The 14,426-nt window shown below is 70.2% G+C and carries 13 protein-coding genes, 1 tRNA gene and 2 pseudogenes; 8 read left to right on the forward strand and 8 right to left on the reverse strand.

Annotated elements, in window-relative coordinates:
- Positions 1 to 105: 105 nt before the first annotated feature.
- Together ABZ951_RS32135 and ABZ951_RS32140 are read right to left on the reverse strand one after the other, a co-directional pair.
- Complete coding sequence (locus ABZ951_RS32135; protein ID WP_361281523.1) at positions 106 to 2,004, reverse strand: sialidase family protein; 1,899 nt, start codon at positions 2,002 to 2,004, stop codon at positions 106 to 108.
- 134 nt (positions 2,005 to 2,138) lie between these two features.
- Entirely contained in the window at positions 2,139 to 3,080 is a 942-nt protein-coding gene (locus ABZ951_RS32140) for a zinc-binding dehydrogenase (RefSeq protein ID WP_344096113.1), read from the reverse strand.
- Positions 3,081 to 3,164: 84 nt separating this feature from the next.
- On the opposite strand from ABZ951_RS32140, the gene ABZ951_RS32145 reads away from it, so the two are divergent.
- Positions 3,165 to 3,608: a MarR family winged helix-turn-helix transcriptional regulator gene (locus tag ABZ951_RS32145; RefSeq protein WP_344096115.1), complete on the forward strand. Its 444-nt coding sequence runs from the start codon at positions 3,165 to 3,167 to the stop codon at positions 3,606 to 3,608.
- Between the two features lie 378 nt (positions 3,609 to 3,986).
- On the opposite strand, the gene fdhD is transcribed toward ABZ951_RS32145, so the two are convergent.
- Positions 3,987 to 4,829 carry a formate dehydrogenase accessory sulfurtransferase FdhD gene (fdhD, locus tag ABZ951_RS32150; RefSeq protein WP_344096117.1) on the reverse strand — a complete coding sequence of 281 codons (843 nt, stop codon included), beginning with the start codon at positions 4,827 to 4,829 and terminating at the stop codon, positions 3,987 to 3,989.
- Positions 4,830 to 5,024: 195 nt separating this feature from the next.
- On the opposite strand from fdhD, the gene ABZ951_RS32155 reads away from it, so the two are divergent.
- Positions 5,025 to 6,599 (forward strand): aldehyde dehydrogenase family protein, encoded by a 1,575-nt coding sequence (locus ABZ951_RS32155; RefSeq protein ID WP_344096119.1) that lies wholly within the window; start codon positions 5,025 to 5,027, stop codon positions 6,597 to 6,599.
- 21 nt (positions 6,600 to 6,620) lie between these two features.
- Here the strand turns inward: ABZ951_RS32155 and ABZ951_RS32160 are convergent, their stop codons facing one another.
- Complete coding sequence (locus ABZ951_RS32160) at positions 6,621 to 7,958, reverse strand: DUF2254 domain-containing protein (protein ID WP_344096122.1); 1,338 nt, start codon at positions 7,956 to 7,958, stop codon at positions 6,621 to 6,623.
- A gap of 105 nt (positions 7,959 to 8,063) precedes the next feature.
- On the opposite strand from ABZ951_RS32160, the gene ABZ951_RS32165 reads away from it, so the two are divergent.
- Positions 8,064 to 8,151, forward strand: a tRNA-Leu gene (locus ABZ951_RS32165).
- An 89-nt stretch (positions 8,152 to 8,240) separates the two neighbouring features.
- Here the strand turns inward: ABZ951_RS32165 and ABZ951_RS32170 are convergent.
- Together ABZ951_RS32170 and ABZ951_RS32175 are read right to left on the reverse strand one after the other, a co-directional pair.
- A complete protein-coding gene (locus tag ABZ951_RS32170) occupies positions 8,241 to 9,443 on the reverse strand; it encodes a hypothetical protein (RefSeq protein ID WP_344096125.1) in 1,203 nt (400 codons plus the stop codon).
- A gap of 107 nt (positions 9,444 to 9,550) precedes the next feature.
- Positions 9,551 to 10,114, reverse strand: coding sequence for a hypothetical protein (locus ABZ951_RS32175; protein WP_344096127.1), 564 nt, complete (start codon positions 10,112 to 10,114; stop codon positions 9,551 to 9,553).
- 138 nt (positions 10,115 to 10,252) lie between these two features.
- On the opposite strand from ABZ951_RS32175, the gene ABZ951_RS32180 reads away from it, so the two are divergent.
- The 5 genes and pseudogenes from ABZ951_RS32180 (at position 10,253) to ABZ951_RS32200 (ending at position 13,590) form a co-directional block, all read left to right on the forward strand.
- Entirely contained in the window at positions 10,253 to 10,435 is a 183-nt protein-coding gene (locus ABZ951_RS32180; RefSeq protein ID WP_344096130.1) for a helix-turn-helix domain-containing protein, read from the forward strand.
- Between the two features lie 113 nt (positions 10,436 to 10,548).
- Positions 10,549 to 10,923 carry a hypothetical protein gene (locus ABZ951_RS32185; RefSeq protein WP_344096132.1) on the forward strand — a complete coding sequence of 125 codons (375 nt, stop codon included), beginning with the start codon at positions 10,549 to 10,551 and terminating at the stop codon, positions 10,921 to 10,923.
- A 1,352-nt stretch (positions 10,924 to 12,275) separates the two neighbouring features.
- A pseudogene (locus ABZ951_RS32190) lies at positions 12,276 to 12,413 on the forward strand (HNH endonuclease); the annotation flags it as partial.
- A gap of 42 nt (positions 12,414 to 12,455) precedes the next feature.
- Positions 12,456 to 12,920: a hypothetical protein gene (locus ABZ951_RS32195; protein WP_344096135.1), complete on the forward strand. Its 465-nt coding sequence runs from the start codon at positions 12,456 to 12,458 to the stop codon at positions 12,918 to 12,920.
- 154 nt (positions 12,921 to 13,074) lie between these two features.
- Positions 13,075 to 13,590 carry a hypothetical protein gene (locus ABZ951_RS32200; RefSeq protein ID WP_344096137.1) on the forward strand — a complete coding sequence of 172 codons (516 nt, stop codon included), beginning with the start codon at positions 13,075 to 13,077 and terminating at the stop codon, positions 13,588 to 13,590.
- Between the two features lie 289 nt (positions 13,591 to 13,879).
- On the opposite strand, the gene ABZ951_RS32205 is transcribed toward ABZ951_RS32200, so the two are convergent.
- Together ABZ951_RS32205 and ABZ951_RS32210 are read right to left on the reverse strand one after the other, a co-directional pair.
- Positions 13,880 to 14,095 carry a hypothetical protein gene (locus ABZ951_RS32205; RefSeq protein ID WP_344096139.1) on the reverse strand — a complete coding sequence of 72 codons (216 nt, stop codon included), beginning with the start codon at positions 14,093 to 14,095 and terminating at the stop codon, positions 13,880 to 13,882.
- Positions 14,096 to 14,128: 33 nt separating this feature from the next.
- A pseudogene (locus tag ABZ951_RS32210) lies at positions 14,129 to 14,317 on the reverse strand (hypothetical protein); the annotation flags it as partial.
- Positions 14,318 to 14,426: the final 109 nt, after the last annotated feature.

Below are 14,426 nucleotides of genomic sequence, written 5' to 3' on the forward strand. Positions count from 1 at the left end.
TCAGGGCTGCTTCGCTTTACGCCCTGAAACCCCCACCCGCTCCGGCCCGCCACCTCCCGTGGGTGGGTGGGAGAAAAGCCTGTGGGAACCCGGCAACGTATCGGCCTAAGTCACCCGGTCCAGTGGTAGCCACGACCGTAGGTCGCCCGGTGCTACGGGGGTTCCTGAGGTGCGGGTGCGGGTTAGTTCTCGGTCCGTCAGGGCGCGGGCGTATACCCGGACGTCGTCCAGATGGCCCGTCAGGAACGTGCGCGCGTCCGGTTTCTGGCCCAGGTGGACACCGAACGTCGACGTGCGGCTCACCGTCCCGGGGACATCGGGTACCGCCGTGGAGGTGCCGTCGACGGTGAGGGTGAGGCGGCCGCCCCCGCGCCGCAGCGCCAGATGGTGCCACTGACCGTCACCGTACGAGCCCGCCGCCCGCGCCGTCGCGGTCCTGGCCGGGTTCCGTCCGACGACGGCGGTGATGTGCCCGGCGACCCGCCGGGCCCCCGGCTCCACCCGCAGGCCCACCTGCGGGGCACCCCCCGCACCGCCCAGCCACAGCAGCGGCTGCTCCCCCCGGAAAGTGGTGCTGCGGAACCACAGCGTGGCCGTGAAGTCACCGGACCCCAGCGGCAGGGACGGGCGGTAGGGGAGGCGGACGGCGTCGTCCGCTCCGTCGAAGGACAGCGCCCCGCCGAAGCGGCCGGCCGGCACGGGCCGCGCGCCGCCGAGGACGTCCGCGGCCCGCGCGCCCGGCGCCCGGTCGGGGGTGGCGGGGCCGGGGCCGCGCCGGGGGCCCAGCCGGTCCTCGGTGAAGAGGGTGAAGCGGATCTCGTCGCGGGCGTCGGCCTTCCCCGCCTCGTAGAGCAGACCGGTGGTGCCGGGAGCCGTGACGGCCATGTCGGAATAGCCGGACCAGTCCGTGGTGACGAGCGCGCCGCGCTCGGCGTTCTCCCAGGTGCGCCCCTGGTCGTACGAGGAGCGGACCGTCATGGTGCGGCGCCGGTCGGGGTCGGCCGGCGCGGACAGCAGCCAGCGGCCCGGGCGCAGCGCGACGACGGCGCCCTGCACCATCGGCGTGTAGAGGCCCGGGAGCGAGCGGAAGGGCGCGGCGAAGCTCTCGCCGCCGTCGGCGCTGACGGTGGCGTCGCGGTTGCCCAGCTCGGTGCCGTCCTGTTCCCGGCCGCCGACGAGGATCGTCCCGTCGTCCCGCTCGGCGAGCGTCAGCTCCGACGGCTTCTGCCGGTAGGTGCCGTCGGGTGCCAGGGGGTGGTTGTCCACGGCGCCCAGCCGCCAGTGCGCGCCGCCGTCGTCGCTGAGCGCGAGGGCGGCGTGGTTGGCGGTCACGCGGGTGCCGTCGTGGGACTCGGCGTTGACGCCGACGACGAGGCGGCCGCGGTGGGGCCCGTGCGCCAGCTGGATGCCGTGGCCCGGGCCGGTGGCGTACCAGGAGTTCCAGCCGGCCGGCCGCAGGGAGGCGGTGAGGTCGCGCGGGCGGCTCCAGCTCAGGCCGTCGTCGTCGCTGTGCGTCAGGTGGGGGGTGCGGGCGCAGGGGACGTCGCAGTTGCCGGCGTCGGGGCGGCCCGCGTTGTAGGTGGTGACCACCACGACCCGGCCGGTGGCGCGGTCGACGACGGGCGCCGGGTTGCCGTGGGTGTCGCCGAGGCCCTCGTCGACGATGAGCAGGGGCCCCCAGGTGCGGCCGCCGTCCGTGGACCGCTTGAGGACCAGGTCGATGTCGGTGGCGTCGCCGCAGTTGCCCTTCCTGCCCTCGGCGAAGGCGAGGAGGGTGCCGCGGGCGGTGGTGACGAGTGCCGGGATGCGGAAGCAGGAGTAAGGCCCGTGGTCGGTGTGCCCGGCCTTGAACAGGACGCGCTCCTCAAAACCGGCGGGGCCGGAGCCGGCCCGCACCGGGTGGGCGGGCAGGGTGAGCAGGAGAGCGGTGGAGACGACGGCCGCGGCGCGGCCGTACCGGGCTCTGACGGGGTGTCGGGGACCTGTGCGGGGGTGCGGCGCCATGGCCCGGGCCCTTTCGCGTCGAGGCACGTCTGACATGTCGTGACACGGAAACCGGGCAGTTCGCGTGCCCTGCCCGGTGCGGCCGAACGTACGGTGCGCCCGGGGGCCCCACAAGGCGAGTTGGGCCAAAGAGCTCACACGGGTCGCAGGACCACCTTGCCCTCGTTGACGCGTGACTCGATCATACGGTGGGCCGTCGCGGCGTCCTCCAGCGGCAGCTCGGCGTGGACGCGCGGCCGCAGGCGCCCCGCGAAGAACAGCTCCCACAGCTCCCGCCGCCACCGCTCCATCAGCGCCGGCCGGTCCCGGGCCACGAGCGCCATCTGGAAGCCGATGGCGGACTTGGCCCCGGCCGGCAGGTCGTACGCCTCGACGGTGCCGCCGCCCGAGCTGTACGCCACCAGCCGCCCGCCCGGGGCAAGGGCCGCGACGGCGGGGGAGAGGAGCTCGCCGCCGACCGCGTCCAAGACGATGTCGACCGGGGCGGTGCGCCCCCCGTCCCCGAGCTCGGCGTAGGTGATCACCTCGTCCGCGCCCAGGGACCGGACGAAGTCCGCCTTGGCCGCCGAGCCGACCGCGCCCACGACGCGCCGCGCCCCGCGGGCCCTCGCGAGCTGCACGGCGAGGTGGCCGACCCCGCTCGCCGCGCCCGTCACCAGCACCGACTCGCCCTCCGCCGGGCGGGCGGCCTCGTACGCGCCGAGCGCCACCAGGCCGCAGCGGACGAGCGCCACGGCGTCCGTGGCGCTCGCGCCGTCGGGCACGGGGGAGGCCATGGCGGAATGCAGCAGCACGTGGTCGGCGTAAGCGGCGCCGAAGCACAGCCCGGTGACGCGCCCGCCGGCCGCGAAGCCGGTCACCTCCGGGCCGACGGCGACGATCTCCCCGGCGACCTCACCGCCCGGGCTCGCGGGCAGCGGGATCCCGCCCTCGCGCACCTTGCGGACGACCGGCAGGGTGACGCCGATCGCCTCGGTGCGCAGCAGCAGTTCGCCGGGGCCCGGGCGGGGGACGCCGGCCTCCTCGACGCGCAGGACCTCGGGGTCGCCGTTCTTGTGAAACCGGACGCGACGCACGCGCACCTCCCAGATATCGTTGGAGGTCCCAACGATAGGGAACGTTCGTTGGGAGGTCCAACGGTTTATGGGTAGGCTCGGCCCATGACAGCGAACGAACCCGCGCTCACCCGCATCCGCGCGCTCCCCACCTGGCTGCTCAACCGCGCCTCCGCGCGCGGCCGCCGGCTGGTGGGCGAGGCGTTCGCCGGGGAGGGCGTGCGGATGCCGCACCACGCGGTGCTCGCCGCGGTCGCCGACCACGGCCCGGTCGCCCAGGCCGAACTGGGCCGCACCACGGGCTTCGACCCCAAGGACATGGTCGGCATCCTCAACGACCTCCAGGCCGCGGAGCTCGTCACCCGCACTCCCGACCCCGCCGACCGCCGCAAGAACGCCATCGCCCTCACGGCCGCGGGTCGCCGCAGCCTGGCCCGGCTGGCGGCGCTGGGCGACGAGGCGAACGCGGCTCTGCTCGCCCCTCTGTCACCCGCAGAACGGGAACAGTTCCTGGCGCTCTTGGCGCGGGTGGCGAGGGCGGACGACTGAGCGACAGGGCCGCGCCCGAAGGGGTCGAGGAGAACTGCGCGCCCAGCGATGAGGCACTCGCAGACGCACGGGGCATGCGACGGCCCGGCGCCGGAAAGGGGCGCGGGGAACTGCGCGATCAGCCACGACGGACCCGCAGGCGCACGCGAAGGCATGCGACGGCCCGCCCGCAGGTGCGGGAGGCGCTCACGTTTGAGGGGCGCGGGGAACTGCGCGCCCAGCGATGAGGCACTCGCAGACGCACGGGGGCATGCGACGGCCATGCGACGGCCCGGCGCCGGAGGGGGGCGCGGGGAACTGCGCGCCCAGCCACGACGCACGCGAAGGCATGCGACGGCCCGCCCGCAGGGCGGAAGGCGCTCACGTTCCAGCGAAGCGTCACCGCCGGCCGTCCAGGACGACCCTCTCCTCCCCGGCGTAGACGTTCATCGACGCCCCCCGCAGGAAGCCGATCAGCGTCAGCCCCGTCTCCGCCGCCAGGTCAACCGCCAGCGACGACGGCGCCGACACCGCCGCCAGGACCGGGATCCCGGCCATGACCGCCTTCTGCGCCAGCTCGAACGAGGCACGCCCGGACACCAGCAGGATCACGTCGGACAGCGGAAGCAGCCCCTGCTGGAGCGCGCGCCCCACGAGCTTGTCGACCGCGTTGTGCCGGCCCACGTCCTCCCGCACGTCCAGCAGTTCGCCCGCCGCGGAGAACAGCGCGGCGGCGTGCAGCCCGCCCGTCCGGTCGAAGACCCGCTGGGCCTCGCGCAGCCGGTCGGGCAGCGCGGCCAGCAGGGCGGGCTCCAGCCGCAGCGGCTCCGGGCCGTCCGCGACCGGGTGCCGGGTGGTGGTCCGCACGGCGTCCAGGCTCGCCTTGCCGCACAGCCCGCACGAGGACGTGGTGTAGACATTGCGTTCGAGCGCGATGTCGGGCACGGGGACGCCGGGCGCGAGCCGCACGTCGACGACGTTGTAGGTGTTGCCCCCGTCATCGGTGGCCCCCGCGCAGTAGACGATGTTGGCCACCTCCTCCGCGCTCTCCAGCACGCCCTCGCTCACGAGGAACCCCGCCGCGAGCGCGAAGTCGTCGCCCGGAGTGCGCATGGTGATGGCGAGCGGCTTGCCGTTCAGCCGGATCTCCATCGGCTCCTCGGCCACCAGGGTGTCCGGACGGGCGGAGACCACCCCGTCCCGAATGCGGATGACGCGGCGTCGTGCGGTGACCCGTCCCATGGCGATCAGTCCCGGTACTGGTGGATGGCGTGGACCGGATCATTGTCCCCGGTGGTCCGCCGCCCGCCGCCGGCCGGTCGCACGTGACGTGGGCCTCATCGAGGACGGCTGCCCTCCGGTTGGCCCGCTGCGTGGCTACCGTTCAGTAGAGCGCCACTTCCCCGCCCCGACCGTGCACCGAGAGCGGAGATCACGATGGCACCTTCCCCCGACCCCCTCGATCCCTCCGGCCCGCTCCTGCTCAAGCCCGGCACCGAGTGGGCCACCGCCTGGCAGCGCTGCCTGTCGCTCGCCCCCGAGGCGTTCCGGGACGACCGCGTCCTCAACCTCTGGAACGGCGCCTGGCAGCTGGACGGCCACCCCCTGCCCGCCACCACCCCCGTCGACGGCACCCCCGTGGCCGGCCCGCCCAGGCTCGGCCCGGACACCGCCCACCAGGCCGTACGAGCCTCCCTCGACCAGCACCGCGCCTGGCGCGAAACCCCGCTCGCCGACCGCAGGGCGCGCGTGAGCGCCACCCTCGACGCGCTCGCCGAACACCGCGACCTCCTCGCCCTCCTCCTCGTCTGGGAGATCGGCAAGCCCTGGCGCCAGGCCCGCGCCGACGTCGACCGCGCGATCGACGGCGTCCGCTGGTACGTCGCCGAGAGCGACCGGATGCTGCGGGGGCGCGCACCCCTGCCCGGCCCGGTCAGCAACATCGCCAGCTGGAACTACCCGATGAGCGTGCTGGTGCACGCCCTGCTCGTCCAGGCCCTGGCCGGCAACGCCGTCATCGCCAAGACCCCCACGGACGGCGGCCTGGCCTGCCTGACCCTGGCCTCGGCCCTCGCCGCCCGCGAAGGCGTGCCGATCACCTTGGTCAGCGGCAGCGGCGGCGAGCTGTCCGAGGCGCTGGTGCGCGCCCCGGAGATCGGCTGTGTGTCGTTCGTCGGCGGCCGCGACACCGGAGCCCGGGTCGCCACGGCGGTCGCCGACCTCGGCAAACGCCACATCCTCGAACAGGAGGGGCTCAACACCTGGGGCATCTGGAACTTCACCGGCTGGGAGACCCTCGCCCCGCAGATCCGCAAGACCTTCGACTACGCGAAGCAGCGCTGCACGGCCTACCCGCGCTTCGTGGTGCAGCGGGCGGCGTTCGCGGAGTTCCTGGCCGTGTACCTGCCGGCGGTCCGGTCGGTGCGGATGGGCCACCCCCTGGCGGTGGCCGCGCCCGGCGACGACCTCCCGGAGCTGGACTTCGGCCCGCTGATCAACGCGGCCAAGGCCAAGGACCTCACCGACCGGATCGCGGAGGCCGTCGACCGCGGCGCGGTGCCCCTGTACCGCGGCGAGAGCGCGGACGGCCGCTTCCTGCCGGGCCAGGACACCAGCGCGTACGTCCCGCCCGTCACCCTCCTGAACCCGCCGCCGTCCTCCCCGCTCCACCACGCCGAGCCGTTCGGCCCCGTCGACACGATCGTCCTGGTGGACACCGAGGCCGAGCTGCTGGCCGCCATGAACGCCAGCAACGGCGCCCTCGTCGCCACCCTCTCCTGCGACGACCGGGCGGCGTACGAGCGCCTCGCCCCGCAGATCCGCGCCTTCAAGACCGGCCACGGCACCCCGCGCTCGCGCGGCGACCGCGACGAGATCTTCGGCGGCTTCGGGGCCTCCTGGCGGGGCGCCTTCGTGGGCGGGGACCTGCTGGTGAAGGCGGTGACCGAGGGCCCGTCGGGCCCGGCGGAACGGCTGCCGGGCAACTTCCCCGACTACCACTTGATGCCCTGACGGTACGGCCGGCGGGCCGGCTCAGCCGATCCCCTGCCGGTCCGGCACCAGCGAGAACGCCCGGTCCGCCGGCTCCGGCACCGCACGCTCCACGGCCTGCCGCAGGAGCGTACGGTGCCGCTCCAAGGGCTCGCGCCGCCCCTCGGGGGCCAGCCACCACAGGTCGTCCAGCGCGGCCATCAGCCGCCGGGTCACCTGAGGGGCGGCGGGCGCGCAGCCCCGGATCTCGGTGAACCCGAGGTCGACGAGGTCGGTCCACCCGGGCAGCTCCTGCACCAGCCGCACCTCGCCCCGCCGGTCGCAGTGGCGCAGCGCGCCCAGCGGCCGGCCGGCGACCGCGGCCAGGGTCTGCACGATGCGGTCCAGGCACTGCACGGCGGTCGTCGGATCGTTGACGGCGGGGGACAGCGCCCGCAGCGCGATGTCCGACAGCTGCCGCAGACCGAACCCCAGGTCCTGGTGGAAGGTCCGCTCCACCCCGACCGACACCGAGGACCGCAGGGCCCGCAGCGGCACCGCCCCCTTGACCGTCCCTCCGTGCACGGCCAGCACCGGGGTCCCCGGCACCACGAAGTCCCCGATCCGCGGGATCAGCCGCACCACCACCCGGTGCCGCCGCGCCACCCGCACCAGCCGGGCGATGTTCACGTCCCGCAGCACCCCCGCCCGCCCGCCGTGGACGATCTCGCTCCCGCCCTCCGGCAGCGCGGGCGGCTCGTCCTCCACCGTCCCGATCCGCTCCAGGGCCCGGAACGACTCCCGGGTGATCCGGTCGATCACATGACTGACGCGCATCAGCCGGATCGTGGAGTTCACGTAGACGACGAACAGCCCCAGGCTCACCAGCACCATCAGTACGCAGGTGACGCTGGAGATGAGCGGCACGGTCTCCACCGTGCGCGGGTCGGCATCGCCCTGGTACGACGCCTGCACCAGCAGCGCGTAGAGGAACGTGGCCAGGAACACCGCGAAGGTGCACTTGGTGATCCGGCTGCGCACGTACAGCCGGACGACGCGCGGCGAGAACTGCCCGCTGGCCATCTGGAGCGCGACGAGGGAGATGGAGAACACGACACCGATGAAGGTCAGCATCGCCGACCCCACGGTGGTGATGATCGTCTTGGCGTCGTCGGCGAGGTCGATCAGCTCGGCGACGGTGTCGTAGTCCCCGTCACCCTGCAGAGCCTCGATCAGCAGCCCGTCGAGCGCCAGCACCCCCACGGCCAGCACCAGGGCCCCCACCAGCCCCAGGGCCGGGGTGAACCAGAACGTATCCCGCAGGTGCTCCCGCAACGGCGACAGCGCCCGCGGCCGCCGCCGGACCCCACTGTGCGCCCCGGCTTGTCCCAGATTGCCCATAAATCGACTGTATGCCCGGCAGGGATACCCAGGTGAAAGGCACTCCGAAACCTTGGTATTGTTATCCATGTCGCCGCGGGGAACACACCGCGAAGACAACACCTGGTCCGGGTGGCGGAATGGCAGACGCGCTAGCTTGAGGTGCTAGTGCCCTTTATCGGGCGTGGGGGTTCAAGTCCCCCCTCGGACACCAGCGAGAACCCCAGCTTCGGCTGGGGTTCTTCTGTTTCTCCGGCTGTGGCGTGACCAACCACGTGACCAACAGCCGAGCGAACTTCCTGGTCAGACCAGGGATGACAGGCCGATTCGGGCAGCGCTGGAAGCGGCCAGCTTCTTCGCTCCTTCGGCGCGGCGCCTGCCGTACCGCGTCATGGTGTAGCCCGGCGAGTGGTGCCGGGCGTTGGCCGAGACCTCTACCGGGTTCTCGTGGTTGTCGAGATCGTTCGTGATCTTCGATGCCCGCCAGTCGTGCAGTCGGAAATTGTCCGGCAGGTGCAGACGCTTGCGTGCCGTCCGCCAGCGAGCCGACACCTTCTCGGGGTCTTGCGGTCCGCCCGCCTCGCCCCGGTACAGCTTGAAGCCGTCGCGGGCGAACACGAGGTCATGGTCCACCCAGAGATCCCCGAGCCGCTCCCGCTCCGCGTCCTGGCGTTCCCTCTGCCACTTCAGGACGTTCACCAGGGCTTGGTCTACGTAGATGATCGCGTTGTCGTCTCCGTCCTTGGTCAGCTTGCGCAGCCGGTACGTGTTGCCTTCCTCGACCACGACCCAGGCCAGTTCGATGGCGCACTCATCCCAGTGGATGAGCGACCACTTCCACCCCAGAACTTCGCTGCGTCGGCATGAGGTGGCCGCGTACGAGGTCCACAGCGGGGCGTCCCGGAGGCAGTGGTGAGTCAGCCCGCCGTCACAGGCCCGGTTGCCGCACGGCTTCCAGATGTCCGCCAGGAACCGCCCCGTCTCGTGATCGTTGAGCGTGGGGAAGTCCGGCTGTGCCGCCTTGATCTGCCGTTCCGTGGGCGGGTTGGCGGTGTGGGCCGGGTTGACCGTGAGGAGCTTCCTCGGTCCGGTCACCGAGTCCAGCGCCGCCGAGATGATGTTGTGGATGTGGCGGACGCTCTTGGGGCCGAGCGGCTTGTTCCCGTTCGCCTCGATGGGCGTGCTCTCCAGGAGCCGGTACAGCTCGTCCAGCCGCTCGTCCGTCACCTCCACCACCTTCACCTTGCCTATGTGCGGCTTGATGTGCAGCCGGATCTTCGGCTCGTACCCCTCCCTCGTGGTGTCCTCGCCCCGGTGCTTGGCAAGCCACCCGTCCATGAGCTCGGCCATGGTCATGCCGGAGCGGGGCGTGAGGGTGCCTGCCTCGTGGTCGGTGTGCCACTTGCGCAGCGCCCGTTCCGCCTCCGTCTTGGTCTTGTACTCCCGGCCTATCCAGTAGCGCCCCTTCTTGCCCGTCGCCGGGTCGAAGTGCAGGGGCGTTCGCACGCCCCAGGTGTTCGGTCGGCCCGTGCGCGGGATCTCCACCGGAGTCCCACCGAGTCCGTTGCCGCGCTTTGCCACTCGGCTAGTTCCCCCTCGTTCTGCCCTGTCCGCTACGGCAGTCGCACGTTGCTGACACTGGTCCCCTTCAAAATCTCGATCGCCTTGTCCGTGAGCTGTCCGCCCGCCTTGCCTTCGACCTTGGTCAGGAAGCCGCGCTGTCGCGCCGCTCGAAGGTGGCCCTTCAAGGTGGCCTGCTTGGTCTGGGTCCACGCCTCAAGGTCTTGGGCGGGTGCGGTCCGTCCGGAGTTGACGAAGCGCACGTACAAGGCGGAGATCACTGCGAGGTACTCGTCAGTGACCCCCTTGGGCAGGCCGGCCAGCTCCCGCCGGAACTTCTCCACCTCCCGTTGGCCAGTGCGGGCGAGCTTTGCCAGTGGCCCCATCTCTTCCGCAAACGCGGCCGTGTCGATCTGCCGCAGGATCGTGCTGGTGATGCCGCGCGCCGCCTCTTGCTGGTCGGCTTCCTCGTGCGGCTCGATCCGGATTTCGCGGGGGTTGCCCGAGGTGGAGTCGAGCGGCATCCACATGGTGACCTTCCATGCCCCGATGCGCTGGACCGATTCGACGCCTGCACGGGGCGTAGCGCTGCCCTCGTGATCGTTGGTGTTCGTCATGCGGAGCAACATACGGAACCCAACCGCACTGGGCAAGTCAGGGTGTGGCGCATCCGGGCTTGACGGAACCAGACTGATATCTCAGGATGGGTAGCCCGAGGGGACCCCTCCCCCGTCCACTAACTGAGGAGCCATCCATTGCAGAACGCCCGCCTGATGAGCGTCGCCGACCTGGCCGAGCACCTGGGCGTGACGCCCGCGTGGGTCTACAACAACCACCGAGCACTCAACATCCCCGCCTGCAAGATCGGCGGACACCTCCGCTTCCGGCCCACCGACGTGGACCGCTGGATCGAGCGGGACTGCCGGGAAGCCGCCTGACCTGAGCCCATCCCCAAGCCACCCGCACGGCTGGCTGTGCCTACCAGAAGGGAGCACATGCGAACCACCGACTATCGGCGCACCCCGCGCCACACCGGAAGGATCACGACTCAGTGCGCATCGACTTCGGACCCGGCAGTGAATGGGGCGGCATTTCTCAGGCTCACTCCGAACTCATGGCCAGGAACGACGGGCACCTACTTCACTACCGCGTCTACTTCGCAGCCCTGTGGCGTGCGAACCAGAAAGGTCACGCCGAGTTCCGCATGGGCGAACTCGCCACGGTCCTTGTTCGTGATGACGGAGTCATCCCATCCAGGCAGAGCGTCACGAACGCGGTCGCGCGAGCCAAGGCGTTGGACCTCATCGGGCACGACTCAACCGTCCGATGCCTCACCCTGCCGCATCACCACTTTCAGAAGGGCGGCCGGGGAGGCCGCAGGTGCAGCGTGCACGGCGACGTCACCCCTTGGACGCGCGCCGCCTGAGCGCTCACCCCGCGCGGACGACATCCGACAGGTGTACAAACACCCGGAACGTACACGTCAGGCGTGGCGCAGGGACACGCGGTACGTGTCGTGGTACACGCCTTGACCTGGGCAAATGTCCGCCTCCTCTTTATCTATCTCAGTAGGTTCAAAGCCCTACGAGCCTGGCCCCTCTGGGGCCCACAGGTCGAAGCGGCTTACGTACATGCAGCGGCGAAGGGGTAGGCAGTAGTGGCGGCCTCCGGCCGCACATCAGGAAGCCCGCTTCGACAGAGCGGCCCCGAAGGGGGACGACAGGAGTAAGCCCAGGAAGCTGGCCAGGTGGGGCGCGGCGGCGCCCCACAATGCGAAGCCCTTCGACCTGCGTCAAGGCGCATGGGCCGCTTACGCGGCCACAGAGCAAGGCGGCTTACGTCAAGCCTCGTAAGGCTTCATTCTCGTGCAGGCTTCAGGCGCCGGCCGAGCTAGGGGCAGCGCTCCCATCTGCTACTTCTCCGCCGTCACCTCTGTCCGCCGTCGCTTGTTCGACCTTGGAGCCGTGGCGGTGGGAGCCCTGTAAGGGCTACTGGCGGTGCTCTGCCCCGCCCTCGCCGTCGCCTGATCGATCTTGGGATGGTGGCAGGATTTTTTCTGCCATGACAGGGCGGTCCTGGCTTCGGCGTCAAGGGGGCAACCCCCATCCCTTCGTCGTCGCCTCGTACGTCTCGGCTGTCCGTCTCGCCGTCGCCCTGGCAGGTGTGAGCCCTGTCCTTCCCTTCGCCGTTGGCAGGCTCACCCGTGCCGCATGGCAGGCGAATGGCTGTGCGCTTCCGTGAGTGGCCGACAGGCCGCACGGCTCACGAGGAGACGAGAGCGAAGCGACAGGCGCTCAGGCAGACGCACAGCCTCACGGTGATCAGGAGTCAAGGCAGAGGGCAAGCCAAGCCCAAGCGGGGCGCGGCGGCCTTCGGCCGCCACAGCGCGAAGCCACGTCGACAGAGTGGCCCCGTCAGGGGCCGACATCAGGAAGACCAGGAAGCTAACCAGGTTGGGCGCTACCGCGCCCAAGGAGGTGCAGACCTTGGGCGCCGACCGGGTATGGCGCAGCGCTCTAGCCGTGCCCATACCCGGCGGAATCTGCCTACCGAAGATCTCTGGATAGCCGGGCAGAGGCACTGCCATGATCGGAACTGGTGCCGCCCTCGGCCTGGCACTGTCAGCACGAGTCGTGGCGCACCTAGGCTGGGTCTGTCGTACACGTATCGGATGTCAGTGCCTCCCCCTACGATCCTCGCGATTACTTAGAGGGAGGGCATGTGGTGGACGCAATCCGTCGCGGAGAGCGAGGCAAGCAGAAGACCTGGCAATGGCTCATGGTCCTGACAGCGCAGCGTGGACTGTGCACTTACTGCGGCCGGTCGGCTGCTACAACGATCGATCACGAGGAGCCCATCGCTGCCGGGGGAGCGGACATCTGGTGGAATTTCGTCCCGGCCTGTGATGACTGCAATCGCTGGAAGAAGGGGCGTAGTGCCAGGCGCTGGGTAGTGGACATGGACCTGCACCACAGATACCCGAAGGCGGGGTTTGCAACGCGGGCTATGCGGCCCGAGGTCTACGCCGGCATTACGAGGCGAGTAGGGCGTGTGCAGCGGGAGATAGCGGACATGGATCGCCGCGAGTGGTTCCGCCTGCACTATGGGGGTGAGAGGCATCGAAACAAGACCGAGCTGTCTGAGATCCTTGCGCGCTGCAAGGCGGAGTTGAGGGGGTACCCGCACCATCCCTGGCGCACACCGAAACTCGGAAAGTCTCGCAACGTCTGCACCCGCTTGATGTGCTGTGGATACCAGCACCCGAAGGCTCAGGACTTGGTGGCCTTTCTGGAACGCGAAGAGCGCGAAGCCTTCCAACGAGCCGTCTTCAACGAACGCGCTCACGAGGGGGATGTCCTGGGGCGGCTCATCAGGGAGTACCTCCTCGGCAAAGAGCGTGGGGGCGACGATGGGGGGCCATAGCCACGCAGGGCAGCGGAAGAGGCAGAGCTGCCTGGGCTGCCGGCCACAGTGTGAAGGTGGCAAGCGGCTGTCGCGGCCGATAAGCCGCCCTTCACGAAGCCGGGCCGCCGTAAAGTACTTGACGCTAGATGCGTCAAGGTCTTTACATCGGGCCATGTTCAGTGATGATGATCGACTTCGTGAGCGGGTCGAGAGCCTCCGTATCGCCGCTGGCGCGTCCTATCGGCGAGCGGCGGACGCCGACCGGCAAGGGGACTCCGAGAAGGCGGAAGACTATCGGGAGCTGGCCGCCACCCAGACCCGCAAGGCGGAGCTGCATGAGCGCCTGATCGGGCGCGACCTGAAGTTTGGCCAAACCCACCTTCTCTCGGTGGATGTTGAGCAAGCGCTGAAGCTCCTCGATCGCTTCGACAGTAACCCCGCCGAGGTGGTCCTGACCCACGCCGAGCGCGACGAGCACGCCCAGTGGCGCCTCGAAGAGATCCAGAGGAAGGCGTGCGAGTGGCTGTTTGCGAATGAAGTCCGCACCAGTGCGCTGCGAGAGATTGCAAGGATCGCCCTGGTCATGGAAGGCGAGGGTGTCGAGATCAATGCAGCGGCCCTCGCCCGGATGACGGGCATCTCTCGACAGACCCTTCATGCCCGTCTGAGCGAGGCCCGCAGGTCCTGACGAAACGGCGTACCGCTGGCGTCGGCGCCGCATGAGTAATGCAGCGCCGACAAGCGCCCTATAGAACGCCCTCGCCGCCGCTGACCTGCTCTTCGTGCACTCAGGAAGGGTGAGCGCAGGTCCTGGTCGACCTGGGAACCGTGGCAGGATCTGAGCGGCTAACACGTGGCGGTACCGGGCCTTCCCTCCAGGGGGTCATACCCCATCCCTGGCCGTCACCCTCGCATCTCTTGCCGTGCACTTCGGTTTCGTTTCGCGCAGCGCGCGTCCTCTCTTCGCTTCTGCTGTATCAGGGGGTGCGTCCACCTGGTTCGTTCTCGCCAAGCTGACGGACTTCTCCCTTTGGCAACAGGCGATCAACCATCACTTCAGGGCTCGACTGCATGTCCAGCGCCTTCATCGCGGCAGCCGCGTTGAGGCGATCGCGCCTTACGGGATCTTCAACCCGATCGATAAGCGTGGTGGCTGTTTCCAGCTTGTGGTCAAGGTCGATCTTGGCGTCCATGCGGTCGGCTTGCTCCGTTACGTGAGCACGAGCGCGGCGCGCATGGACTGCTAGCGCTCCGCCCCCGACCGTGATCAGAGCGCCTGTCAAGCTTGTCGCGATCGGCAGGTAGCTAAGGCCCGGATTCCCCGCATGTACCAGCGCCAGAACTCCACTGGCCAGGATGACGGCTGCGCCGCCAGACATGAACCAGACACTCAGCCGGAACGTCCACTCAGCCTGTTTGAGGGAGTGCTTTAACTGGTCATTTCAGAATGCGGTTCTGAGTCGTCGTAAGCAGATGACGCCGCAGGCAAGTTGGAGCAGGGCCAGGTGGAGGTCGGCGCGTATC

Source organism: Streptomyces sp. NPDC046215, from assembly GCF_040646215.1.
GTDB classification, from domain to species: domain Bacteria; phylum Actinomycetota; class Actinomycetes; order Streptomycetales; family Streptomycetaceae; genus Streptomyces; species Streptomyces stramineus.